The sequence below is a fragment of the Pseudomonas sp. G5(2012) genome, from assembly GCF_000408945.1.
In the GTDB taxonomy this organism is placed as follows: Bacteria; Pseudomonadota; Gammaproteobacteria; order Pseudomonadales; family Pseudomonadaceae; genus Aquipseudomonas; species Aquipseudomonas umsongensis.
Map to the genome: position 1 here is coordinate 57,202 of NZ_APIO01000039.1, position 23,510 is coordinate 80,711.

General features: G+C 59.2%; 17 protein-coding genes. 13 read left to right on the forward strand and 4 right to left on the reverse strand.

Annotated features, from left to right (window positions below):
• Positions 1–59: 59 nt before the first annotated feature.
• Positions 60–3,362, reverse strand: coding sequence for a hypothetical protein (locus PG5_RS12945; protein ID WP_020797580.1), 3,303 nt, complete (start codon positions 3,360–3,362; stop codon positions 60–62).
• Positions 3,363–3,647: 285 nt separating this feature from the next.
• On the opposite strand from PG5_RS12945, the gene urtA reads away from it, so the two are divergent.
• The 11 genes from urtA (at position 3,648) to ureC (ending at position 13,844) form a co-directional block, all read left to right on the forward strand.
• Positions 3,648–4,913, forward strand: coding sequence for an urea ABC transporter substrate-binding protein (gene urtA / locus PG5_RS12950; RefSeq protein WP_020797581.1), 1,266 nt, complete (start codon positions 3,648–3,650; stop codon positions 4,911–4,913).
• Positions 4,914–5,075: 162 nt separating this feature from the next.
• Positions 5,076–6,578 carry an urea ABC transporter permease subunit UrtB gene (urtB, locus tag PG5_RS12955; protein ID WP_020797582.1) on the forward strand — a complete coding sequence of 501 codons (1,503 nt, stop codon included), beginning with the start codon at positions 5,076–5,078 and terminating at the stop codon, positions 6,576–6,578.
• On the forward strand, positions 6,578–7,657 hold the full coding sequence (urtC, locus tag PG5_RS12960; RefSeq protein WP_020797583.1) for an urea ABC transporter permease subunit UrtC: 1,080 nt from the start codon (positions 6,578–6,580) through the stop codon (positions 7,655–7,657). Before urtB ends, urtC begins: the two co-directional genes overlap by 1 nt.
• The gene (gene urtD / locus PG5_RS12965) at positions 7,654–8,526 is read left to right on the forward strand and encodes an urea ABC transporter ATP-binding protein UrtD (RefSeq protein WP_020797584.1); all 873 of its coding nucleotides are present in this window, start codon (positions 7,654–7,656) and stop codon (positions 8,524–8,526) included. The genes urtC and urtD overlap by 4 nt, the downstream gene beginning before the upstream one ends.
• Before the next feature lie 156 nt (positions 8,527–8,682).
• A complete protein-coding gene (gene urtE, locus PG5_RS12970; protein ID WP_020797585.1) occupies positions 8,683–9,381 on the forward strand; it encodes an urea ABC transporter ATP-binding subunit UrtE in 699 nt (232 codons plus the stop codon).
• 30 nt (positions 9,382–9,411) lie between these two features.
• Positions 9,412–10,251, forward strand: a complete 840-nt coding sequence (locus PG5_RS12975; RefSeq protein WP_020797586.1) for an urease accessory protein UreD — start codon at positions 9,412–9,414, stop codon at positions 10,249–10,251.
• A gap of 68 nt (positions 10,252–10,319) precedes the next feature.
• Positions 10,320–10,622, forward strand: a complete 303-nt coding sequence (ureA, locus tag PG5_RS12980) for an urease subunit gamma (protein ID WP_007937143.1) — start codon at positions 10,320–10,322, stop codon at positions 10,620–10,622.
• Positions 10,623–10,631: 9 nt separating this feature from the next.
• A complete protein-coding gene (locus tag PG5_RS12985; RefSeq protein ID WP_020797587.1) occupies positions 10,632–11,165 on the forward strand; it encodes a GNAT family N-acetyltransferase in 534 nt (177 codons plus the stop codon).
• A 6-nt stretch (positions 11,166–11,171) separates the two neighbouring features.
• Positions 11,172–11,705: a GNAT family N-acetyltransferase gene (locus PG5_RS12990; protein WP_020797588.1), complete on the forward strand. Its 534-nt coding sequence runs from the start codon at positions 11,172–11,174 to the stop codon at positions 11,703–11,705.
• Positions 11,705–12,013, forward strand: a complete 309-nt coding sequence (locus PG5_RS12995; RefSeq protein ID WP_020797589.1) for an urease subunit beta — start codon at positions 11,705–11,707, stop codon at positions 12,011–12,013. The genes PG5_RS12990 and PG5_RS12995 overlap by 1 nt, the downstream gene beginning before the upstream one ends.
• A 130-nt stretch (positions 12,014–12,143) precedes the next feature.
• Positions 12,144–13,844, forward strand: a complete 1,701-nt coding sequence (gene ureC, locus PG5_RS13000; protein ID WP_020797590.1) for an urease subunit alpha — start codon at positions 12,144–12,146, stop codon at positions 13,842–13,844.
• Positions 13,845–13,891: 47 nt separating this feature from the next.
• On the opposite strand, the gene PG5_RS13005 is transcribed toward ureC, so the two are convergent.
• Positions 13,892–19,168: an NEL-type E3 ubiquitin ligase domain-containing protein gene (locus tag PG5_RS13005; protein WP_020797591.1), complete on the reverse strand. Its 5,277-nt coding sequence runs from the start codon at positions 19,166–19,168 to the stop codon at positions 13,892–13,894.
• Between the two features lie 241 nt (positions 19,169–19,409).
• On the opposite strand from PG5_RS13005, the gene PG5_RS13010 reads away from it, so the two are divergent.
• Positions 19,410–20,540 (forward strand): sensor histidine kinase, encoded by a 1,131-nt coding sequence (locus tag PG5_RS13010; protein ID WP_020797592.1) that lies wholly within the window; start codon positions 19,410–19,412, stop codon positions 20,538–20,540.
• 67 nt (positions 20,541–20,607) lie between these two features.
• Here PG5_RS13010 and PG5_RS13015 read toward each other — a convergent pair whose 3' ends face one another.
• Together PG5_RS13015 and PG5_RS13020 are read right to left on the reverse strand one after the other, a co-directional pair.
• Positions 20,608–20,913 carry a chaperone modulator CbpM gene (locus PG5_RS13015; RefSeq protein ID WP_020797593.1) on the reverse strand — a complete coding sequence of 102 codons (306 nt, stop codon included), beginning with the start codon at positions 20,911–20,913 and terminating at the stop codon, positions 20,608–20,610.
• 23 nt (positions 20,914–20,936) lie between these two features.
• Entirely contained in the window at positions 20,937–21,881 is a 945-nt protein-coding gene (locus tag PG5_RS13020) for a DnaJ C-terminal domain-containing protein (RefSeq protein WP_033040324.1), read from the reverse strand.
• A gap of 296 nt (positions 21,882–22,177) precedes the next feature.
• Here PG5_RS13020 and PG5_RS13025 point away from each other — a divergent pair, with 296 nt between their 5' ends.
• Entirely contained in the window at positions 22,178–23,452 is a 1,275-nt protein-coding gene (locus PG5_RS13025; RefSeq protein WP_020797595.1) for an Hsp70 family protein, read from the forward strand.
• Positions 23,453–23,510: the final 58 nt, after the last annotated feature.

The following is a 23,510-nucleotide window of genomic DNA, read 5'->3' on the forward strand; positions in this document are numbered from 1 at the left end:
GCATCTCACTGGCAATTGCGAATTTCCTTGCCAGCCGCACCACGACTGTAGACTCGAGATTACAGCTCATCCCGAGTCGGCTTATCGGAAACGTCGGGCACCTGTTGACGAGCGACTCTCCAGTCCTGTCCCAGTCTGCCCGCCTGATTCCAGTCAGCTGCCGTCTTGAGCACCCTCAGCCCACCAACAACCGCCAACTTCAGAACAAAATCTTCGGATGACGTAAAATGTCCGGTGAGTAAAAACCGGCCTTCTTCCGAGGAGTGGGTGGGGTCGTATTTGAGTAGCGCACCATGACGCGTCGAGTAGTAGAACGCGTCAATATCAAACCCTTTGGCTTTCATGGCATGGGTGTGTTCATAGACCGACGCGGCCGATGCATAGTCCACCTCCAGCGGGGCGGTGGGGATGGCGGGCGACAAGGACATCTCGTGGCCCGCCATCAGCGTGTAACCCTCAGGAAACTGCGGCGCTTTATTCCTGGGCGAAGTCGACGGGTCGTTCGCGGTGCGGAAGATACGGTGCAGCGCAACATAGGAGGAAGGTGTGTCCACAACGGGCTCCACGCCGACGTACGAACGGGTTGCGGTTTTGCCGAGCACGGCGCTGGTCAGCGCCGCGGGCTGCCCACCGACACCCGCCGCCCGATGCTGTGCATGACGAGCCGCATCGTCGGGATGGTGAAACACGGGTCCCAAAGGCAGGACGGGATTGAGTGCCCACCGTTCAGCGTCGGAAACAGCAGGCATCCGTGGAACCCAGTCGGCACCCACCACTCCCGGGCAAGACCAGTAGGGGCTTGTCACCAGGACCTCCAGTCGTCCGGCCACCGCCATGCGCCGAATGTAACCGGTCAGGCTGAACTTGCCCTGCTCGATGTCGCGCCAGTCCTCCTGCGCCTGTGCAGATGACGCGAACGGATTGTCCTTGAATTCGACCTGCCCAAACTTATCCAGTGTCATAGCCGAATCGAAGGCGCTCATCTTGAACTGTAACAAGGCACCGTCGGCGCAGGAGAAGTAAATCGACCGGTAGCCCTGGGCTGAGTTCGCAACAACACGTGCCTGACTCACATCGATTGGTGAAAAGAAGTGCCGATAATCATCGTCCGACAGATTCTGAGGCGCTTGCGCACCACACATGTACAAGCCGCTGGTGACGAAGCGGTAAGGTAACGCACCCGGAAAGACACGTTGGTAGTCGAACGTTGCGTTTCGTGCCTCAATGGGCAAGGTTGCCATGAAAGAACCGTCGCGGGCATTCCTGAGCAAGAATCCAAAACTCAGTGCGGCACGACTGCCGGCCCGCTCATGGGCACAGCGCGCGGCATCCTGCTCGCGAATATGCAACGGGCTGTAAGCGGGTTCCGACACCGCATTCCTGCGATTGCTCGGGCGGATAGCCGTTGCAAATGGCGTAAATTCTATGACCGCACGCGCATAGCCCCACAAGCGACTCCCCACGACCACTTGCAGATAACCGGACTTGGCCAGTTTTTTTACCCAGTCCGTCGGTGACAACCGGCCCAGATGGATCTGCTCCTTGATCCAGGCTCCATCCAGGTCGCTAGCCGGTTTACCCGAGGCACTCAATATCGCGCCCAGGTCGGCGCGGATTCGCTCCCACGCTCCGACTCGAAAACGGATGGTCGATCCGTCAGGTGCAAACAAGTACTCGTCGAGTGTTTGTTCCTTACGAGTAAATGCCGTGTAAACCACATCGACAGACAGCATGTTGAGATAAAGCTCTCTATCAGCGCTCGCCAATACCACAGGCAGCGCCCGCAGCACCCGTGAGCGATACCGCGCAACAATACTGCAGCCTGCCGGAAACTGGCCGGCAGTGACCGCTTCATCGGGAAACACCCACTTGATATCAAAGTCTTCCTGAGGAATGTCGATCGGATCGGTGGCTACGAAAAAACCGTCGGCGCGCTTGAGGATCAGGCCGCCAAACGCCCCTGTCTTGCCTTGCGGAACTTGCGAGCGAGCATGCAGCGCAGCGTCATCGGCCGAAAAGAAAACCGGACTCAAGGCTCGACGTTCCACGAACAGAGCTGGCGCCCAGAGGGCGTCGATCAGACCTTTCCTGTCCCAGCACTGACTGGTGCGCATCACCTGCAAGGTACCGCTGTTAGCGGCTACCCTGACAAAACCGGTCGACGTGAGCTTGCCATTGGCCAGGTGGGTTTGAATGTCTTCCAGGCCCAGGTTCGGGGCGTCGTTTTCGAACAGCTTGGAGCCCTTGCGTTGGACATACTTCAGCAGTGCCCCGTCCTGGGTAGAAATATAGAGAGGAATGGGCACAAACCCCTCCATCACCGGACGTCTTTTTGAGTTGTAAACAACAATAAAAAGATCTCGTGGCACGATGAAGTGCTGGGCCAACCAGCGCCTGGATTCGTCTCGCGCATGCTTGACGCGCTGACGCGAGTAAAAATAGGAATGCGGTATAAATGACTCGGGGTAGATAGTCCCCAGGGTTCTGGATTCGCTGAACAAACTGCGCAACGAATAAAGCTTGTCTCGCACACCACCAACCGGGACCAGTTCGGAGGCGACGTATTCCTCCTTGCCCTGTTGCTTGAGGATGAACCCGAACCAGGTCTGTTCCTCGTCGTGGTGCCCCGTGTCCCTGGAATAGCGATCAAGTGCCGCCTCATCGGCTGACGGGAACACCGCCCCAAAAGACACCCGCTCCGGCACGGTTCGCTCCCAGGGGCCCGGAATGCGCTCCCCGGTGATTTTTCCCCGTGGTCGCCAGCTGCCGTTGCTGATGAGGACCTGCAGATTGCCGACAGCTGCCAACTCCAAAACCAGTTGTTCCGGTTTGACCGCCCCCGAGGCGAGAGCCTTGGCAAAAGCCTCCGGTTTTTCGTCCGTTCCGAGCATCTGCAGCAGCTTCAACTCGTGCGGGCTATCGGGCGTGAAACTGATCAAACTGTCTTCGGCTCCCGAAAGATAAACCGGATAACTGGCGCTCAGGATGTTGTGCAACTCATGGACGCTGAATATCAGCAAGCTCGTCGCTGCATCTTCGACAGACCATTTCAGCTGCGCAACCTTGCCTGCGTCGAGCGTCGAAAGCGCAGGGTGAGAATAGAAACGACTGTGCAAGACGTGATTGTCGGGGATCACCTGGTGATGGGAAACGATACTGACCTGATGCTCGGCCGGTTCGGTTATGACAAATCGTAGATCGCTTCGCTGAAGGATATAGCCGAGATACCCGCTGTCGCGGCGGTGACCGACTCGCTCATGGGCATAACGGGCGGCATCGTCCGCCGACAGGAACTCCCTGGCCAGTACATGCAGCGCAGATCCCGCACCTCCCGAGTAGTGCTGTTGTGATTGTTCATCCATGAAGTGGTGCTCCTTTGATTCACTGATAGAGCCCCACTCTTGCACCGGAAAACAGTGCCCGGGCGGTACATAGTTACTACCAGCAACGTTCGGCACCAGTTGGGCGCATCGCCATGCCCCACCTGCACTGTTGTGCTCGCTCACGGTGCAGGCGGCGCATTCGCCGAACGGTTTTCCCCTTCAGGTAAAGCACTTCGGGCGTTAGGCACAGCCCTTGCTAAAGACCCTTCAGTAGTCCGCATCTGCCAACCAAGAAAAATATCCAACGTTCATGGAGATCGCACAATGAAGCGTCGCAGTTTGATCAAGGCTTTCACACTCACGGCAAGCATTGCCGCGATGGGCATGACCTGGACTGTCCAGGCCGCCGAGACCATCAAGGTCGGTATCCTGCATTCGTTGTCCGGCACCATGGCGATCTCGGAAACATCGCTCAAGGACATGGCACTGATGACCATCGACGAGATCAACGCCAAGGGCGGCGTGAACGGCAAGATGCTTGAAGCGGTGGTGGTGGACCCGGCGTCGAACTGGCCTCTGTTCGCGGAAAAGGGCCGACAGCTGCTGACCCAGGACAAGGTCGCCGTGGTATTCGGTTGCTGGACCTCGGTGTCGCGCAAATCGGTGTTGCCGGTGTTCGAAGAGCTCAATGGCCTGCTGTTCTATCCGGTGCAATACGAAGGTGAAGAGATGTCGCCGAACGTGTTCTACACCGGTGCCGCGCCAAACCAGCAGGCGATCCCGGCCGTCGAATACCTGATGAGCGAGGAAGGTGGCAGTGCCAAGCGCTACTTCCTGCTCGGTACCGACTACGTCTACCCGCGGACCACCAACAAGATCCTGCGTTCGTTCCTGCACTCCAAAGGCGTGGCCGACAAGGACATCGAAGAGGTCTACACGCCGTTCGGTCACAGCGACTACCAGACCATCGTCGCTAACATCAAGAAATTCTCGGCTGGTGGCAAGACAGCGGTCATCTCGACGGTCAATGGCGATTCCAACGTGCCGTTCTACAAGGAACTGGCGAACCAGGGACTGAAAGCCACTGACGTGCCGGTCGTGGCCTTCTCGGTGGGCGAAGAAGAACTGCGCGGCATCGACACCAAGCCACTGGTGGGCAACCTCGCAGCATGGAATTACTTTGAGTCGGTGGAGAACCCGGCGAACAAGAAATTCGTCGCCGACTGGAAAGCCTATGCGAAGAAACACAACCTGCCAGGCGCCGATAAAGCCGTGACCAACGACCCGATGGAAGCCACCTACGTCGGCATCCACATGTGGGCGCAGGCCGCCGAAAAAGCCAAGTCCACCGACGTCGACAAGGTTCGCGAAGCGCTGGCCGGCCAGACCTTTGCCGCGCCGTCCGGCTACACCCTGACCATGGACAAGACCAACCACCACCTGCACAAGCCGGTGATGATCGGCGAGATCCAGGCCGACGGTCAGTTCAACGTGGTATGGCAGACAGAAGGGCCGATCCGCGCCCAGCCGTGGAGCCCGTTCATCCCGGGCAACGACAAGAAGCCGGAGTATGCGGTGAAGAGCAACTGAGCCAATGGATGCCGGGCCTGACCGTACAGCTCAGGCCCGACACAGTTCCCTGTGGGAGCGAGCCTGCTCGCGAAGAGGCCCTGACAGTCGACATTGATGGTGAATGTCAGACCGCTTTCGCGAGCAGGCTCGCTCCCACATTGACCGAGTAAGGCTAACGATATGCCCACTGCCCTTTACCGCTTCATCCTCGCCATCGCACTTCTGTTGCCGATGGCCACTTTCGCGGGCGATGCCGAAGACTTCGTCGTCGCCAACCCCATGCAACAGGCAAAACTGCTGGAAGCCTGGGCCGCGCAGCCCGATCCGGTGCGTATCGAGTTGATCCACGCCCTGCAACAAGGGGTGTTGACCATCGATGGTCAACCGAAAACATTGCGTCTGAATAACCGCCTGCGGGGTCTGATCGACACCGCCCTTGCCAGCCATCAATTGCTCGCCGCCGATGCCAAAACTCGTCTGGTTGCCGCACAGCAATTGCAGAAAAGCGCCAAACCCGCGCAGCTGAAATTCCTCGACCAGCAACTCGTTGGCGAAAAAGATGAAGGCGTTCACGCCGCACTTAGCCTGGCGCTGGCCAACCTGCAACTGGTGGACACCGACCCGACGGTGCGCCTCGCGGCCGTAAGACTGCTCGGCGAAACCGGCGACCCATTGGCCCGCACCCGCCTCGAAGGATTGCTTGAGTCCGGCGTCGAAACCGATGCCAACGTGCGCACCGCTGCTGAAACCAGCCTCGCCCAGGTCAAGCGCAAACTGCTGATTGGCGAACTGCTGGGCCAGGCGTTCAGCGGCATGTCCCTGGGCTCGATCCTGTTGCTCGCCGCGCTCGGCCTGGCGATCACCTTCGGCCTGCTGGGTGTGATCAATATGGCCCACGGCGAAATGCTGATGCTTGGCGCCTACTCGACCTACGTCGTGCAGTTGATGTTCCAACGTTACGCACCGCAGGCCATCGAGTTCTATCCGCTGATCGCGCTGCCGGTGGCGTTCTTCGTCACCGCCGCCATCGGCATGGCGCTGGAGCGCACGGTCATTCGCCACCTCTACGGCCGCCCGCTGGAAACCCTGCTCGCCACCTGGGGCATCAGCCTGATGCTGATCCAGTTGGTGCGCCTGGTGTTCGGCGCGCAAAACGTCGAGGTGGCCAACCCGGCGTGGTTATCCGGCGGGATTCAAGTGCTGCCCAATCTTGTGCTGCCGTACAACCGAATCGTGATCATCGCGTTCGCGTTGTTTGTGGTGGTACTCACCTGGCTGCTGCTGAACAAGACGCGCCTGGGTTTGAACGTGCGTGCGGTCACCCAGAATCGCAACATGGCGGCCTGCTGCGGTGTGCCCACCGGGCGCGTGGACATGCTCGCCTTCGGCCTCGGCTCGGGCATTGCCGGACTCGGCGGCGTGGCGCTGAGCCAGATCGGAAACGTCGGGCCGGACCTCGGCCAGAGCTACATCATCGACTCGTTCCTGGTGGTGGTGCTCGGCGGTGTCGGGCAACTGGCAGGCAGCGTGTTGGCCGCGTTTGGCCTGGGGATCGCCAACAAGATTCTTGAACCGCAAATCGGTGCCGTGCTCGGCAAGATCCTCATCCTCGCGCTGATCATTCTGTTCATCCAGAAACGTCCGCAAGGCCTCTTCGCACTGAAAGGACGGGTGATCGACTGATGAACCAGCCCCTGATGCTTACCGCCAGCCAAAAGGCCGGTCCCAAAGTCACGATTGCCGTCGGTGCGGTAATCCTTGTTTTACTGTTGGCGTTGCCATTGCTGTCGTTGTTGTCGCCGGACAGCGTCTTCCATGTCTCGGCCTACACACTGACGTTGGTTGGCAAGATTCTTTGCTACGCCATCGTCGCCCTCGCACTCGATCTGGTCTGGGGTTATGCCGGCCTGTTGTCCCTCGGCCATGGCCTGTTCTTCGCCCTTGGCGGTTACGCCATGGGCATGTACCTGATGCGCCAGGCCTCGGGCGATGGCTTGCCGGCCTTCATGACGTTCCTGTCGTGGTCCGAATTGCCCTGGTACTGGACCGGCACCGAAAGCTTCCTCTGGGCCATGTGCCTGGTGGTGCTGGCCCCGGGATTGCTGGCGTTGGTGTTCGGTTTCTTCGCCTTTCGCTCGCGAATCAAGGGCGTGTATTTCTCGATCATGACCCAGGCCCTGACCTTCGCCGGCATGCTCCTGTTTTTCCGCAACGAAACCGGTTTTGGCGGCAACAACGGCTTCACCAACTTCCGCACCATTCTTGGCTTTGGCATCACGGAACCTGGCACCCGTGCGGTGCTGTTTTTCGCCACGGTGCTGTTGCTGGTGGCGAGCCTGTACATCGGTTGGCGCCTGGCGCAGAGCAAGTTTGGCCGAGTGCTGACCGCACTGCGCGACGCGGAAAATCGCTTGATGTTCTGCGGCTACGACCCGCGCGGGTTCAAGTTGTTCGTGTGGGTGTTGAGCGCGGTGTTGTGCGGCCTCGCCGGTGCGTTGTACGTGCCGCAGGTGGGCATCATCAACCCGAGTGAAATGTCGCCGACCAACTCGATCGAAGCGGCGGTCTGGGTAGCCCTCGGCGGTCGCGGCACCTTGATCGGCCCCTTGCTGGGCGCGGGCGTGGTCAATGGCATGAAGAGCTGGTTCACCGTGGCCTTCCCGGAATACTGGCTGTTTTTCCTTGGCGCGCTGTTCATCATCGTCACCCTGTACCTGCCCAAGGGCGTGATCGGTTTGCTGAAGAAAAGAGGTGAACAATGAGAGTCACTGCAAGCGCTGAATTCATGCTCGAACCGGCATTTTTTCCGCCTCTGGAACCGAATAGGGACGCTGGCAGCAGCCGTGATGCCATCGGCATCGGCCAGCGTGCCGGCAAAGGCCTGAACACCCGCCACGGCACGATCCTGACCCTGGAAGACATCAGCGTCAGTTTCGATGGCTTCAAGGCGTTGAACGATTTGAACCTGTACATCGGGGTCGGCGAGTTGCGCTGCATCATCGGCCCCAATGGCGCGGGCAAGACCACGCTCATGGATGTGATCACCGGCAAGACCCGCCCCACCCACGGCAAGGCCTGGTTCGGCGAAACCCTGGACCTGACGCAAATGAGCGAAGTACAGATTGCCCAGGCCGGCATCGGCCGCAAATTCCAGAAACCGACCGTGTTCGAAGCCTTGAGTGTGTTCGAGAACCTGGAGCTGGCGCAGAAAACCGATAAATCGGTGTGGGCCAGTCTGCGGGCGCGCTTGAGCGGTGAGCAGAAAGACCGTATCGCCGAGGTGCTCGACACCATTCGCCTGACCGCATCGGTCAATCGCCCCGCCGGTTTGCTGTCCCACGGCCAGAAGCAGTTCCTGGAAATCGGCATGTTGTTGATGCAAGACCCGCAATTGCTGCTGCTCGACGAGCCGGTGGCCGGCATGACCGACGCCGAAACCGAATTCACCGCCGAATTGTTCAAGACCCTGGCCGGCAAGCATTCGCTGATGGTGGTGGAACACGACATGGGCTTCGTCGGCTCGATCGCCGACCACGTCACCGTGTTGCACCAGGGCAGCGTGCTGGCCGAAGGGTCGCTGGAACAGGTGCAGGAAAACGAACGGGTGATCGACGTGTATCTCGGTCGCTAGGCTTGATCGTTCCCACGCTCCGCGTGGGAATGCCGCCCGGGACGCTCCGCGTCCCACTGACAATGCAGGGCTCAACTCCTGCGCTAGGGTGACGCGAAGCGTCACGGTATGCATTCCCACGCAGAGCGTGGGAACGATCACCGGGAGAATTCGAACATGCTGCAAGTCGACAAGCTGCACCAGTACTACGGCGGTAGCCACATCCTGCGCGGCCTGACGTTTGACGTGAAGGTCGGTGAAGTCACCTGCCTGCTCGGCCGTAACGGCGTGGGCAAGACTACCCTGCTCAAATGCCTGATGGGGTTGTTGCCGGCCAAGGAAGGCGCGGTCAATTGGGAGTGTAAGCCGATCACCACGTTCAAGCCGCACCAGCGGGTGCATGCCGGCATCGCCTACGTACCGCAGGGACGGGAAATCTTCGGCCGCCTTACCGTGGAGGAAAATCTGCTGATGGGTCTGTCGCGCTTCCCCGGTTCCGAAGCCAGGGAAGTACCGGCATTCATCTACGAGTTGTTTCCGGTGCTGTTGCAGATGAAGCACCGGCGTGGTGGTGATTTGTCCGGTGGTCAACAACAGCAGCTTGCAATCGGCAGAGCCCTGGCCAGCCGACCTCGCCTGCTGATCCTCGACGAACCCACCGAAGGCATCCAGCCGTCGGTGATCAAGGAGATCGGTGCCGTGATCAAGAAACTCGCGGCTCGCGGCGACATGGCGATTTTGCTGGTAGAGCAGTTCTACGATTTCGCGGCCGAATTGGCCGATCACTACCTGGTGATGTCCCGTGGCGAGATCGTGCAGCAGGGCCGTGGAGAAAACATGGAAGCCGAGGGTGTACGCGGCCTGGTTACGATCTAATCTGTGGCGTCTCGACGATAATCAGAAAATATGAATTTACCTCTTCCTGCTGCCCTGTTTACCCCGAGCTGGCATGCCGAGCTGGAACTGGGTTACGCCCGATTCGGCGATAGCACGCGCCCGGTCCAGCGACGACACAAAGGCCCGCTGCGGGTGCAGAAGCACCTGTATGCAGAAGGGCCCGGGGTGTGCCAGCACATCATCGTGCATCCGCCGGGCGGGATTGCCGGCGGTGACCGGCTGGACATCAGTGCCAGCGTCGGCCACGCGGCGTGGGCACAGATCACCAGTCCCGGCGCCGCCAAGTGGTATCGCGCAGCAGCGCCGGCGTATCAGAAACTCGACCTGAAAGTGGCCCAAGGGGCGACACTGGAGTGGCTGCCGCAAGAGACGATCATCTTCAGCGATGCCCGCGCCGAGCTCAGCACATCCATTGATCTGCAAGGCGATGCCCGGCTGTTCTACTGGGACGTGGTGGCGCTGGGTCGCCCGGCCAGTGGTGAGCGCTTCGATCTCGGTCATTTCCAGGCACAACTGGATATCCGCCGCGACGGCGAGTTGCTCTGGCATGAACGCCAGCGCATCGTTGGCGGTGACGGGTTGCTCGATTCGCCGATCGGGTTGGATGGACAGCCGGTGTTTGCCACCTTGCTGGTGACCGGGGAGGTCGACAGTGAGTTACTGGAACGATGCCGTTCGCTGAGCAATGACGTACGCGGAGATTTGACCCAGTTGCCGGGGCTTCTGGTTGCCCGTTGCCTGGCAAGCGAAGCACTGCTGGCACGAGGCTGGCTGATTGATCTGTGGCGATTATTGCGCCCTGCATTGCTTGAGCGAGAAGCCATCCCACCCAGAATATGGAGCACCTGAACACCGCTCCTACAGGTTATGTATTCACATGATCCGAACTTTTTATCTGCCCAGATGGATTCCCAACCATGGACCTGACCCCACGTGAAAAAGACAAGCTGCTGATCTTCACCGCCGGCCTCGTCGCCGAGCGGCGTTTGGCCCGCGGCGTGAAACTCAACTACCCGGAAGCCATGGCCTACATCTCCGCCGCGTTGCTCGAAGGCGCCCGCGACGGCCAGACCGTGGCCGAGCTGATGCACTACGGCACCACCCTGCTCAGCCGCGAACAAGTGATGGAAGGCATCCCGGAAATGATCCCGGAGATCCAGGTCGAAGCGACCTTTCCCGACGGCACCAAACTGGTCACCGTCCATCAACCGATCGCTTGAGGCTTCACCATGACCTACACCATTCGCGATGCCGTGCATGCCGACCTGCCGGCCATCCGTGACATCTACAACGATGCGGTGCTCAACACCACGGCGATCTGGAACGAACAGGCGGTCGACCTCGGCAACCGCCAGGCCTGGTTCAGCGCCCGGCAATCCCAGGGGTATCCGATCCTGGTCATCGTCGACAGCGAGAACAACGTGTTGGGCTACGCTTCGTTTGGTGACTGGCGACCGTTCGATGGTTTCCGACATACCGTCGAGCATTCGGTCTACGTGCGTAGTGACCAGCGCGGCAACGGCCTTGGGCCGCAACTGATGGATGCCCTGGTCGAGCGCGCCAGGGCCTGCGGCAAACACGTGATGGTCGCGGCCATCGAAAGCGGCAACGCCGCCTCGATTCGCCTGCATGAGCGCATCGGATTCGTGACCACCGGGCAGATGCCTCAGGTGGGCACCAAGTTCGGTCGCTGGCTGGACCTGACCTTCATGCAACTGACCCTCAATCCTGGCGCGCAGCCTCCGGCCGCCAGCAAGGAGTGATACCCGATGAACCCCGCTCAACTGCGACGCGTCAACGTTGAAAGCTTTGCGCACTATCGCCAGGGATTGATTGACCTGCTGCTCGACGCCGTCGGATATGGCGCCAGCGTCGGCTTCATGGCCAACCTCGATGCTACGCAGGCCCGCGCGTATTTCGATGAAGTTCAGGAGAACCTGAACAAGGGCAACGTGTTGTTGTGGGTAGTGGTCAAGGACGAACAAGTGCAGGCCAGCGTACAGTTGACCCTATGCCAGAAGGCCAATGGCCTGAACCGCGCCGAGGTGCAGAAATTGCTGGTGCGCGAGCATGCGCGTCGTCGAGGCCTGGGCCAGCAATTGATGACGGCCGTGGAGCAGGCTGCCCTGCAACACAAACGCGGCATGCTCTACCTCGATACCGAGGCTGGTTCCCCGGCTGAAGACTTCTACAAGGCATTGGGCTACACCCGCGTCGGTGAAATCCCCGACTACGCCTGCGACCCGAGCGGCTGCTACAAACCCACCGCCCTCTACTACAAGATTCTCCAGGGAGCCCATTGATGATTCCCGGTCAATATCAGATCCAGCCCGGCGATATCGAACTCAACGTTGGCCGCCGCACGGTCAGTTTGAAGGTGGCGAACAGCGGCGATCGGCCGATCCAGGTCGGTTCGCACTACCATTTTTTCGAAACCAACGATGCCCTGACCTTCGACCGCGCCGCCAGTCGCGGCATGCGCCTGAACATCCCCGCCGGCACCGCCGTGCGTTTCGAACCGGGGCAGAGCCGCGAGGTCGAGCTTGTCGACCTGGCCGGGCACCGCCGGGTGTTCGGCTTTGCCGGCAGGATCATGGGTGACCTTGGTTAACCGATCGTTCCCACGCTCTACGTGGGCATGCATCCCGTGACGCTTCGCGTCACAAAAAGCGGACGCAGAGCGTCCACGGCGGCATTCCCACGCAGAGCGTGGGAACGATGAATTTGTGCAAGGAACTGTGATGAAAATTTCCCGTCAAGCCTACGCCGACATGTACGGCCCCACTGTCGGCGACAAGGTTCGCCTGGCCGACACCGAGCTGTGGATCGAAGTGGAAAAGGACTTCACCACTTACGGCGAAGAGGTGAAATTCGGTGGCGGCAAAGTGATCCGCGATGGTCAAGGCCAGAGCCAGCTGCTCGCCGCCGAGGTCGTCGACACCCTGATCACCAATGCGCTGATCATCGACCACTGGGGCATCGTCAAGGCCGATGTCGGCCTCAAGGACGGTCGCATTGCAGCCATCGGCAAGGCTGGCAACCCGGACGTGCAACCCAACGTGACTATCGCCATCGGTGCCAGCACCGAAGTCATTGCCGGTGAAGGCATGATCCTTACCGCTGGCGGCATCGACACCCACATCCACTTCATCTGCCCGCAGCAGATAGAAGAAGCGCTGATGAGCGGTGTCACCACCATGATCGGCGGCGGCACCGGGCCGGCCACCGGCACCAATGCCACGACCTGCACTTCCGGGCCATGGCACCTGGCGCGCATGCTCCAGGCCGCCGACGCCTTCCCGATGAACATCGGCTTGACCGGCAAGGGTAACGCCAGCCTGCCCGAGCCGCTGATCGAACAGGTCAAGGCCGGCGCCATTGGCCTCAAGCTCCACGAAGACTGGGGCACCACCCCGGCGAGCATCGACAACTGCCTCACCGTCGCCGACCAGTACGACGTACAAGTGGCCATTCACACCGACACCCTCAACGAATCGGGCTTCGTCGAAACCACCCTGGCCGCCTTCAAGGGCCGCACCATCCACACCTACCACACCGAGGGTGCGGGTGGCGGTCATGCCCCGGACATCATCAAGGCCTGCGGCTCCGCCAACGTGTTGCCGAGTTCGACCAACCCGACCCGACCGTTCACCCGAAACACCATCGACGAACACCTCGACATGTTGATGGTCTGCCACCACCTGGACCCGAGCATTGCCGAAGACGTAGCCTTCGCCGAAAGCCGAATCCGCCGCGAAACCATCGCTGCCGAGGACATCCTTCACGATCTCGGCGCATTCTCGATGATCAGCTCCGACAGCCAGGCCATGGGCCGCGTCGGCGAGGTGATCACGCGCACCTGGCAAACCGCCGACAAGATGAAAAAGCAGCGCGGCCCGCTGCCCCAGGACGGCGAAGGCAACGACAACTTCCGCGCCAAACGCTACATCGCCAAGTACACCATCAACCCCGCAATCACCCATGGCATCAGCCATGAAGTGGGCTCGATCGAAGTGGGCAAATGGGCCGACCTGGTGCTTTGGCGACCCGCGTTCTTCGGGGTCAAACCAACGTTGATCCTCAAGGGTGGCGCCATCGCGGCCAGCCTGATGGGCGATGCCAACGCGTCAATACCAACGCCACAACCGGTGCATTACCGCCCGATGTTCGCCAGCTACGGAGGTTCGCTGCATGCTACCAGCCTGACGTTTATCAGCCAGGCGGCCCATGAAGCCGGTCTTCCTGAAGCCTTGGGCTTGAAGAAAAAAATCGCTGTGGTCAAAGGTTGCCGCGAGGTGCAGAAAACCGACCTGATCCACAACAACTATCTGCCCGACATCGAGGTCGACCCGCAGACGTATCAGGTCAAGGCTGACGGTGTCTTGCTTTGGTGTGAACCGGCGGATGTGCTGCCGATGGCCCAGCGTTATTTTCTCTTCTGACCGGCACGCCGGCACGAAGATCGTCAGTCTTCGTGCCGGGCTGACAATCAGGGCTGCACGGTGAAGGGGATTTCCACCCGCTGCAGTTTTGCCCGGTCCATGGCCTGCTGGGTCAATGTCTTGAGCAACGTCTGTTTGCGGGCATTGAGCAGATTCATGTCGGTTTCATACGCTTGGGCGGTCATGACGCGACCGGGGGCGAACTCGCTTTCGGGTTTGCCAAGCTCCGCGGCGAGCACCCTGATCTCTTCCTTCAACTGCGCCTTTTCTTCCACGGAAAGTGACTCGGTCGCCCGTCTGTCCAGCGCCATGTAAAACTCTGTCGTCGCATCGAGCCGACGCCTGATCGCCTTGAACTCACCGCGATGGGAGCCCTGAATGTAAGACTCCCAGAAAGGCTGCTCGCTGATCGAATCGCGTAGCAGATCGCCCTCTTCCAACGCCAGCACACGTTTATAGGCCTCGTCGATCATCTGCGTGGTAACACCCGAATCCGCCCTGAACTGTAAGTCTCGCGATTGCCACGGCAAATCCAGCTTCTTGGCGAGGTCCGTCATATACGCCAGGTGAGTCTCGACTTCATCGATAGTCCCCGTGACATCCCCTTGCGCATTGATCCGTCTTAACGCCTCACCATTCTCCAGTCGCCGGGCAATTTTTTTATGGGCGATCCGACTCAACTCATCCAGACGGGATTTACCCTTGGCCAGCGACACCAGTTCGGCTTCGACCAGGCTCGGGTTAGCCAATTCGTAGGCTTCGTGAATCAGTACTTCAAGGCCCATGGCATTGAACAGCGATGCCCCGGCATCGACACAGTTGACCGGTTCACGTGCCAATTTGAAAATCTCGTTGCGCAGTTCGCTGTTCTGTTCCATGGCCTCCAGCATTCGCCAGACTTTGGCAGTCAAATCCACCCTGAAGGCGCGGTCATTTATAAAGTGGCTGGATTGGGTGAGCAGTCTTAGGTTATCGAAAAACGGCAGTGAACCGATCTCGTCTTCCACCTCATTCCATATGGGTTGTAACTCAACCCATTGCGCTCGCCTCAAGCCTTCCTCCCATTGAAGGGAGTCGCGCACGCCACGGGGCGGGTAAGGCCGATCAGGGTCCAGACCCACGGAGTGAATGTATTCTCTGAGCTGATTCAGGTTTGCTTGCGATATCCACTGCGGCTCACGGTTAAGTATCGTTCTGGCCAGCAACTCCGCTTCCATGGAACCGGGTAACACCTGAGGCACAAGGGTGATGACATTGTCCTGCAGGCTCAGATAGAAGTGCCGTAAACGGAGTATTGAAAACAGGCCAGCGGGCCAGGTATTGATCCCGGTGTTCGCCAGAATCAATGTGTGCAACATGCGCATGCGGCCGATGTTTGGCACCTGGCCCAGAGGATTGCGTCGCAGATCCACGGATTCGAGCAGGATGAGGTTGCTCAACTCGTCTGCGGTCTCCACAGTCAATTCGATCTGATTGTTGCCCAGGTACAGCTCGGTCAGAGTGCGCATCCGGCCGATCGCGGTTGGCAGCCGGGTCAGCGCATTGTTGTTCATGTTCAGGGCTCGCAGCCTCGGGAAATGCTCGAGAAACGCAGCATTGGCATCAGTCATTTCGGTATCAGGCAACTTCAGCTCGGTGACATGCTCGAAATTGGCTTCAAGCTTGGGCATTGTTTCCAAGTGCCGCCCCATGGGGATGTTGCTGAGGTCAAGGACCCAACCTCGCGGGTTTCCATGGACATCGAGGTCGCGGGGACCGCTGCGTTGCCAGCAGTTTCTGACGGCCCTGTACACACTATTACGCGACTGCCATTGTGCAACGCCATCCGCACTCAGGCTGAACGAGTCGAGTGGTGAATCCAGCCAGCGCCGAAAGCTGCGGTTGAATTGGTTGAACTCGGCTTCGAGGGCCACCACCCGTTCCTCGGGCGTGCTCCCACTGTCACTGTGTTCAAGAAATGTTTGAATATCGCCTTCGCCCCAGCCGGGGCGAAGCGACTGGATGCGCTCCTGCGCGGTCAGTTGCCCGGTGACCCGACGAAACTGTTGGGAAAAACCTTCCATGCCGCCCCGCAGCTTCATGGTTGCGGGATCGAACTTCGGTTTGCGCAAAGGATTGTCCGCCAGGATCGCCCTGAACCTGTCGTGGCTCAGCGGGAATCGCTGAACGGATTGCCTGAGAGTCCGCCATTGATTGATCTGGTAGCCCAGCGCATCGCGCTCTGCATCGGGCAAGGCATGCAGGACAGCGGCAAAAAGATTATCGGGGCCATGGAGCTCATGGTCGTCTTCATCGCGCGCCTCATACAAGCCGTCCTCGTTCTTGACCAGCACTTTGCGGATGGCGGCGTCAGCCGCTCCGATGCTGTCCTCCAGCGTGCCTGCCAGGGCATCGTTGCGCACTTCGATGCGCACGTCTTCTGACCAGCCTGGAAGCGATTCAAGCGATTGCAGAAGCAGTCTCTCAGTATCCGGGCTTTGCAGCTCATCGAGAAAAAGCCCCTCATAAGCGCGGTTCAGCCGCACCTCCAGCAACGCCGCCCGGGCCTGCTGTTTGAGACGCAAAGGTACGCGCTTGCGTTCGGCCATTACCGACAGCTCTTCTGGCGTGGCGCCCGCCAGCAGCTCCCTGGCGACGCTGGTCGGCAGCTCCTGGAACGCGTCCTGTAGCAAGGCCACGTTAGCCTCCGCTTCAACTTCTGCATTTTTATAGAATGACTTGAAGAGGCGCTTTTTCTGCTGCTCTGCACGGATGGCCAGGCGCTCCTGCAAAGCGTCGATTCGCACCTGTCTGTCACTGCCGATACTGCGGCCGAGCATCTGCTGGATTTCCTGTTCGTCGAAGCTGTCCACCACGCGCTCGGATAACTTGCCGGCTTTCAGTTCAGCAAAGGTCACCTTCACCCGGTTTGCAGCCAAGGCGCTCTGATTGCCGTGCACGATGGAGTCGCCCCATAACTGCGGCCCGCGGAAAAGCTCGATGGCCTTGGACTCGGGCCATCGCCGCAACTCCGTCATCAAGGGAGGCAAGTGATCCGCCCACTCCTGCGCCACCTGATTGAGCCGAATCTGATCCACCAGTTTGCCCACATCGGCATAAGCCTTGAAGCGCCTGAAGGTGTCGGCCAGTAACGCTGGTGGCGGCTGTGTATCCACTTGCAGCTTACGCAGCACATCTTCCTTGACGCCGCTGGCGATTCGGATTTGCTCCAGTGTTTCATCGGAGAACGCATCGGCCCGAGGGCCCAGGCGCCGCATCAGGCGGGCCTTGTCCCACTCGATGGGACGGTCGAGCTCGGTGTGCCAGGCACCCGCACCGTTATGCTCCATCCTTGGCTCATAGGCCGTCGTCCGGGCCGGATGCTTGAGTCGTGGCTGGCCGGTCTGCGGATTTTCCTTTACCTCAAAATGCTTGCCTCCCAACGGCAGGATGTCCTGGTCATTATGTCGATGGAGGCCCCGTGCGCTGGCTTTCGAATCCATGGACAACGTCACTTTGTGGTCATAGGGTCCCAGATCAGGATTCCACAAACGGGTTGTGCCATCGGGCAGCTCGACCTGTTTCAGCTGGTCGAGAAAAGGAGACGCCTTGACCGCCACCGGCTTACCGCCTGGTAGCACGTGACCGGCCCCCATCAGCGCCAGTTGGGCGAAATTGATCAGTACCCCGGTCAAATGAGACGAGGCCTCTTCCTTGTCGCCTTTGGTCCAGTCTTCGATGCCCTCCAGGGTCTCAAGCATCATTTGGCCAACCATCACCGCCAGCACGGCTTCCCCTAACCCCGGAACCAACATGGCGCCGAAGTTGAAAACGTTCCAGCCAATGTCCAGGTAACTGGTCAGGCGTTTCCAGCGCGCAGCAGCGTCTTCATCGCCAGTGGGCACGGCGATCTGTCGCGCATCGGCAATCGCCTTGTCGCTGCGCCAGAGACAGGATCGCTGCCAGAAATCGCCCTCGATCACGTTGGTGATCGGTTCGGCATCAGGATTCTCGACAGCGGTCTCGCGCCACCACGGGCCCATGTCCAGAGGCCCACGCGGTGTCCACTTGAACGTGGTAAAGCGCTCGTTGATGCGTGCAAAGAAGCGCCCCTTGTCCTTGTGAGGCACGAACCGGCTGAAGAATTGTTGGTAGTGCGCAGAGCGCAACTGGCTCGTCAGCTCCTTCATGAAGTCGGTGAACGATGCGTATTGCTTGAGGGGGTGATCCGGATCGTCGGGGATGTAGGCGATCAGGGTCCCGTCCAGCCGACTTTGTTCATGGATATCGTTGCGGCGAACCATTTCCTCGACCACACCCGTCGGGCCATTGGCAAAAAAGGCCTGAAGAATCTTGAACAGATCAAATTCCTGCCCCGGCAAAACCGCGAGGTGGCGGGACCACTCCACCAGGTGTTGCAGCTGTTCGGGCAGCAGTTGGTCAATTGCTTCTTTTATTGCCAAGGGGTCGCTCATCGCACTAAACAGCACGATGCCTGTCAACCGCGTGCCTAACAGTGAGAGTCGGTGTGCCTTTAAAGGACGGTTTCTATACAGGATGTTTTCCTGGCCATCGCGCACTTCTCCCAACTTGCCGTAGGCATAGGAATCCAGGTCGCTTTTTAACAACGCAATGAGCATGGTCTCACTGAAGGTAGCCCTCTCATGGGCCATGAAACCCCGCTCAAGTCTTGAGCGCGCAGTAACGTCAGCGGGTTCCAGAAGAGACTTTATGTGTAGCTGATACTGTTTGCCGATATCGAGCTTGCGACATAACGCGGCAAATTTTTCGACCGTTAATTCATGACGCTGCAGCTCTCCTTCAGCGTCCTTGACAAAAACACCTGATCCGTCGCGAAACGCACCGGCCACCGCTTCGGATTCCTCGAAGTTATGCAGCGCGGCTTCCAGCAGTGATGAATGCCGGATCCGACTGGCCTGGGTATCGATGCCAAACCCCAATGTGGCGGGAACGTACAGCCGCAATGAGGTCGTGGCGACGTCCAGCTCGAAGTTGAATTCATCCTTGATGGCCTGGACAAGTAGCGGTTTCGCAAAAGCGTTGATGTCCGTTTGCACGTTATCGACCCTGTCAGAGACAGTATCTTGTAAACGACAGCGCTCCTTGATGAGTTCTTGTAAATATTGACGATCAATGGGTCGAGCCTGGATATACCAATCCGGAAAATTAGGCTTTAACTCAGTTATCGATTCCAGCCTCGAAACGGGAGCGCTTTTAATCAGGCCTGGAATATTTTCCGCGAAATAAACCGAATGATTGCTATCGATTGAACCCTCAACTTTCGTAAAAGAATTCGATATGGCTTCTACCGGTACCACAGTCATTTTTGCATTTCCCTATGCGATGAACAGAATGCTCAGCTTATCCAACCTCCCTAATAACAAAAGCTTAAAAAACTGCTGGGAACTACCCGAAAAACCGGAATCAACATTGAACTTGAGAACCGTAAAATATAATTAAGTACCACCCCCGGCCCTCAGGAGGTGATCCGAATTCCCAGCGGTAGTTTTTACCCCGGCCCTAAAAAGGCTAAGATCGTCAAATTATCCAGGTAGGAATCCGGTCATGCACCTCCCCGAATTCATCAGGCAACACGCGGACCGTATCGTCGATGAATGGGAGGAGTTCGCCAGAACCATCACCCCAGCCGCCGAAAACATGGATCGAACGGCCTTGCGCGACCATGCCAAGGAGATCCTGCTGGCAGCGGCTCGGGACATGAGCAAACCTCAGACCGCCAGCGAACAACTCGCCAAGGCCAAGGGCGAGGGCCCGGAGAAAACCCCAAGCCTGGACGAAGCGGGCGCCAGTCATGGTGAATTACGCCATACGGTGGGTTTCGATCTGGTGCAGATGACCAGCGAGTTCCGCCACTTGCGTGCCTGCGTGATTCGTCTCTGGGTCGACAGCCTGGAGTCGCCGGACCTGGCCTACTTCCAGGACATGATCCGCTTCAATGAAGCCATCGATGAAGCGCTCGCAGAATCCACCGCGGCCTATGCCGAGCAGATGAGTCGCTCAAGAGATATTTTCCTGGCGATACTCGGCCACGACCTGCGCGCACCGCTGCAAGCGATGAGCATGTCGACTGAATTGCTGATGCGTAAAACAACGCTGGAAGGCGATGCGTTGGCCTGCGCGAACAACATCAAGCGCAGCGCTCGACACATGGCGGTGATGGTTAGCGACTTGTTGGAACTGGTGCGCTGTCGCCTGGGTAAGAGCCTGCCGATCGAACCGAAACCCATGGACCTTGCCGATGCCGCACACGCGGCGATTGCCGAAGCCTGCGCCGGCAACCCGGAGTGCGATCCGACGGTCAGGGTGGAAGGTGACACGCGAGGCGTCTGGGATGCCGGACGGCTGGGTCAGTTACTGCAAAACCTGATCGGCAACGCTTTGCAGCATGGCCTCGACAAACGCGATGTGACAGTTACTCTCCACGGAGAACCCGACACGGTTCGCCTGACGGTCCATAACTACGGAACGCCGATTTCCGCGAATGCTATCGGCACGATCTTCGATCCACTGGTGCGCAGCGCAGATGAAGAACTGGGCCAGCCATCGACCAGCCTTGGCTTGGGGTTGTTTATCGTCAAGGAAGTGGTGGATGCCCATGCAGGGACGATCGATGTGAGCTCTAACGAAACCGATGGCACGCTGTTTACCGTAGTGTTGCCACGCAATTCCCTGTAGCTGCCGCAGGCTGCGATCTTTTGATCTTCGTGGATCAAGATCAAAAGATCGCAGCCTGCGGCATCTCCTATTCCACCAACAACCGCCCCAACCGCTGCTTGAGCATCCGGTTCTCGGCCCGCAGCTGTTGGACCTCTTCCAGCAGGTCCAGCGCAAGGGCGACACCTTCCCATTCCAGCTCCAGATCGCGCCGCAGCTTGGCGGCGCGCTTGGCCAGGGTCAGTTCGTAATCGGTGAAGCGCCAGTCCTTGGGCTGCCCTCCCTGAGGTTCGAGGATGCCGTGTTCGACGATTTCGATCACGTAGACGTCCGACAGGTCGGTCGCCTCACAGAATTCTGCCAAGTCCAGTTGAACGGTCAGGGGGCTGCTCATGATGGGCTACTCCGTCGCTGGGTTCAGAAATTTTCTCGTGGGTTGAAGGCGGCTTTTTTTGCCAGTTCCTGCCACAGCGCCTTGACTTCATCGTCTGCGGCCTTGGGCATTACGGCCTTGAACTGGATGAACAGATAACCGCGTTCACCCGCCTTGTTCATCAGGCCATGGCCCTTGGCACGCATGCGTTGGCCGTTCTGGCTGCCGGCCGGGACCTTGAGGTTGATCTTGCCGGTCAGGGTTGGCACGGCGACTTCGGTGCCCAATGCCAGTTCCCACGGTGCCAGCGGCAGCGTGATGATCAGGTTCTCGCCTTCGACGTCGAATTTCGGGTGTGGCGCAAAACGAATGATCAGGTACAGGTCGCCATTGGCGCCGCCGCCAACACCAGGAGCACCCTGGCCCTTCAGGCGAATGCGCTCGCCATCGGCCACGCCCGCCGGGATCTTCACGTTCAGGCTTTTGCTGGTGTTGCTCACATGCTGGCCAGCCGCGTTGTACTGCGGCACCTGAAAGGTGACCTTCTTCGACTCGGTCGACAGGGTTTCTTCCAGAAAAACTCCCAGTTCCATTTCCACGTCTTGCCCTCGACGTCCGGTGCTGCGACGCGAATGTTCGCCACCGCCGAAACCGGGGCCGCGATTACCGAAGATCGAACTGAAGAAGTCCGAGAAATCGCCAGTGTCCTGGCCACCGCCAAAGCCGCCACGGCTCTGCCAGCCCGGTGGTCCCTGGAATGGTTGGCCATGCTGGCCATAACGGCGCAATTCGTCGTATTCGGCGCGTTTGTCAGCACTTTTCAGTGCTTCATAGGCTTCAGAGGCGTCCTTGAACTTGGCCTCGGCGTCCTTTTCCTTGCTGACGTCAGGGTGGTATTTGCGCGCCAGCTTGCGATAGGCGGCCTTGATCGCCTTGTCGTCTGCCGTCGGCTCCACACCGAGAATCTTGTAATAGTCTTTGAAGTCCATCGCGGGAATCACCATCCGTTATCGAAATCGCGCCACCTGCCACAGCATGCGCCTGTTTGCAGCATAGACGTTGACCGATCTCAAGGTTGTGACCGGGCAGCGCGTAAGAAGTTTATCGGCAGCAGGCGGTGCGACTTTCGAGCGCTACGCGGCTACCGGCTTGATGCAGGGTAGTTTGGGGGTCACGGGCCATCTTTCAAGACATTGTTTCCAGGAATTAGCAGATAGTCGGCCTTCGAATCTTTCGCGCACTGACATACACTGCGCGGCCGTTTTTTAACCGGAACCGCAAAGACATGAACAACGCATCTCCAGCCCGTGCCGTGGGCATCGACTTTGGCACGTCCAACTCCACCGTCGGTTGGCTGCGCCCCGGCATGGAAACGCTGATTGCGCTGGAGGATGACAAGATCACCTTGCCCTCAGTGGTCTTCTTCAACATCGAAGAGCGTCGCCCGGTGTACGGCCGGTTGGCGCTGCACGAGTACCTGGAAGGTTACGAAGGCCGGTTGATGCGCTCGCTCAAGAGCCTGCTGGGCTCCAAGCTGATCAAGCACGACACCAGTGTCCTTGGCACGGCGATGCCGTTCAAGGACCTGCTGGGCCTGTTCATCGGTCAGCTCAAGAGCCGTGCCGAAGCCGCCGCCGGTCGGGAATTCGAAGAAGTGGTGCTGGGCCGTCCGGTGTTTTTTGTCGATGATGACCCGATGGCCGACAAAGAGGCCGAAGACACCCTGGTGGATGTGGCGCGCAAGATCGGCTTTAAGGAAGTCTCGTTCCAGTTTGAACCGATTGCCGCTGCGTTCGACTACGAGTCGACCATCGAAAAGGAAGAGCTGGTACTGATCGTCGACATCGGCGGTGGTACCTCCGACTTCTCGCTGGTGCGCCTGTCACCGCAGCGTCGGGGTGTGGATAACCGCCAGGATGACATTCTCGCCACGGGCGGCGTGCACATCGGCGGGACCGACTTCGACAAGCAGTTGAGCTTGCAGGGCCTGATGCCGCTGTTCGGCTATGGCAGCCGGATGAAGAGCGGCGCCTACATGCCGACCAGCCATCACATGAACCTGGCGACCTGGCACACCATCAACTCGGTGTATTCGCAGAAGTCGCAACTGGCCCTGGGCAGCATGCGCTACGACATCGAGGACACCGGTGGTATCGACCGCCTGTTCAAGCTGATCGAACAGCGCGCCGGGCACTGGCTGGCCATGGAGGTTGAAGAAACCAAGATCCAATTGACCCACGCCGACCACCGCCACGTGCCGCTGGACCGTATCGAAGCCGGCTTGAGCGTGGAGCTGAGCCGTGCACTGTTCGAATCGGCCATCGATAACCTGCTGGAGCGCGTGCGCAATAGCGTCACCCAGTTGCTGACCCAGGCCGACGTGCGGGTCGATCAGGTGGACACGGTGTTCTTCACAGGGGGTTCGAGTGGTATTCCAGCCCTGCGCAACAGCGTTTCGGCGATGTTGCCGAATGCGCGGCATGTGGAAGGGAATATCTTTGGCAGCATCGGCAGTGGTCTGGCGATTGAAGCGGCGAAGCGTTACGGGTCGATGGACTGATCCGAAAACCTGTGGCGAGGGGATTCATCCCCGTTGGGGCGCGTAGCGCCCCCAAAAA

Excerpts from the sequence above, each read along its gene's own strand:
- PG5_RS13010 (WP_020797592.1), top strand. The coding sequence starts at position 19,410 with ATGCACCTCCCCGAATTCATCAGGCAACACGCGGACCGTATCGTCGAT.
- PG5_RS13025 (WP_020797595.1), top strand. The coding sequence starts at position 22,178 with ATGAACAACGCATCTCCAGCCCGTGCCGTGGGCATCGACTTTGGCACG.
- PG5_RS13005 (WP_020797591.1), bottom strand. The coding sequence starts at position 19,168 with ATGACTGTGGTACCGGTAGAAGCCATATCGAATTCTTTTACGAAAGTT.
- PG5_RS12995 (WP_020797589.1), top strand. The coding sequence starts at position 11,705 with ATGATTCCCGGTCAATATCAGATCCAGCCCGGCGATATCGAACTCAAC.
- PG5_RS12975 (WP_020797586.1), top strand. The coding sequence starts at position 9,412 with ATGAATTTACCTCTTCCTGCTGCCCTGTTTACCCCGAGCTGGCATGCC.
- PG5_RS12945 (WP_020797580.1), bottom strand. The coding sequence starts at position 3,362 with ATGGATGAACAATCACAACAGCACTACTCGGGAGGTGCGGGATCTGCG.
- urtE (WP_020797585.1), top strand. The coding sequence starts at position 8,683 with ATGCTGCAAGTCGACAAGCTGCACCAGTACTACGGCGGTAGCCACATC.
- PG5_RS12985 (WP_020797587.1), top strand. The coding sequence starts at position 10,632 with ATGACCTACACCATTCGCGATGCCGTGCATGCCGACCTGCCGGCCATC.
- urtC (WP_020797583.1), top strand. The coding sequence starts at position 6,578 with ATGAACCAGCCCCTGATGCTTACCGCCAGCCAAAAGGCCGGTCCCAAA.
- ureA (WP_007937143.1), top strand. The coding sequence starts at position 10,320 with ATGGACCTGACCCCACGTGAAAAAGACAAGCTGCTGATCTTCACCGCC.
- ureC (WP_020797590.1), top strand. The coding sequence starts at position 12,144 with ATGAAAATTTCCCGTCAAGCCTACGCCGACATGTACGGCCCCACTGTC.
- PG5_RS12990 (WP_020797588.1), top strand. The coding sequence starts at position 11,172 with ATGAACCCCGCTCAACTGCGACGCGTCAACGTTGAAAGCTTTGCGCAC.
- urtA (WP_020797581.1), top strand. The coding sequence starts at position 3,648 with ATGAAGCGTCGCAGTTTGATCAAGGCTTTCACACTCACGGCAAGCATT.
- PG5_RS13020 (WP_033040324.1), bottom strand. The coding sequence starts at position 21,881 with ATGGACTTCAAAGACTATTACAAGATTCTCGGTGTGGAGCCGACGGCA.
- PG5_RS13015 (WP_020797593.1), bottom strand. The coding sequence starts at position 20,913 with ATGAGCAGCCCCCTGACCGTTCAACTGGACTTGGCAGAATTCTGTGAG.
- urtB (WP_020797582.1), top strand. The coding sequence starts at position 5,076 with ATGCCCACTGCCCTTTACCGCTTCATCCTCGCCATCGCACTTCTGTTG.
- urtD (WP_020797584.1), top strand. The coding sequence starts at position 7,654 with ATGAGAGTCACTGCAAGCGCTGAATTCATGCTCGAACCGGCATTTTTT.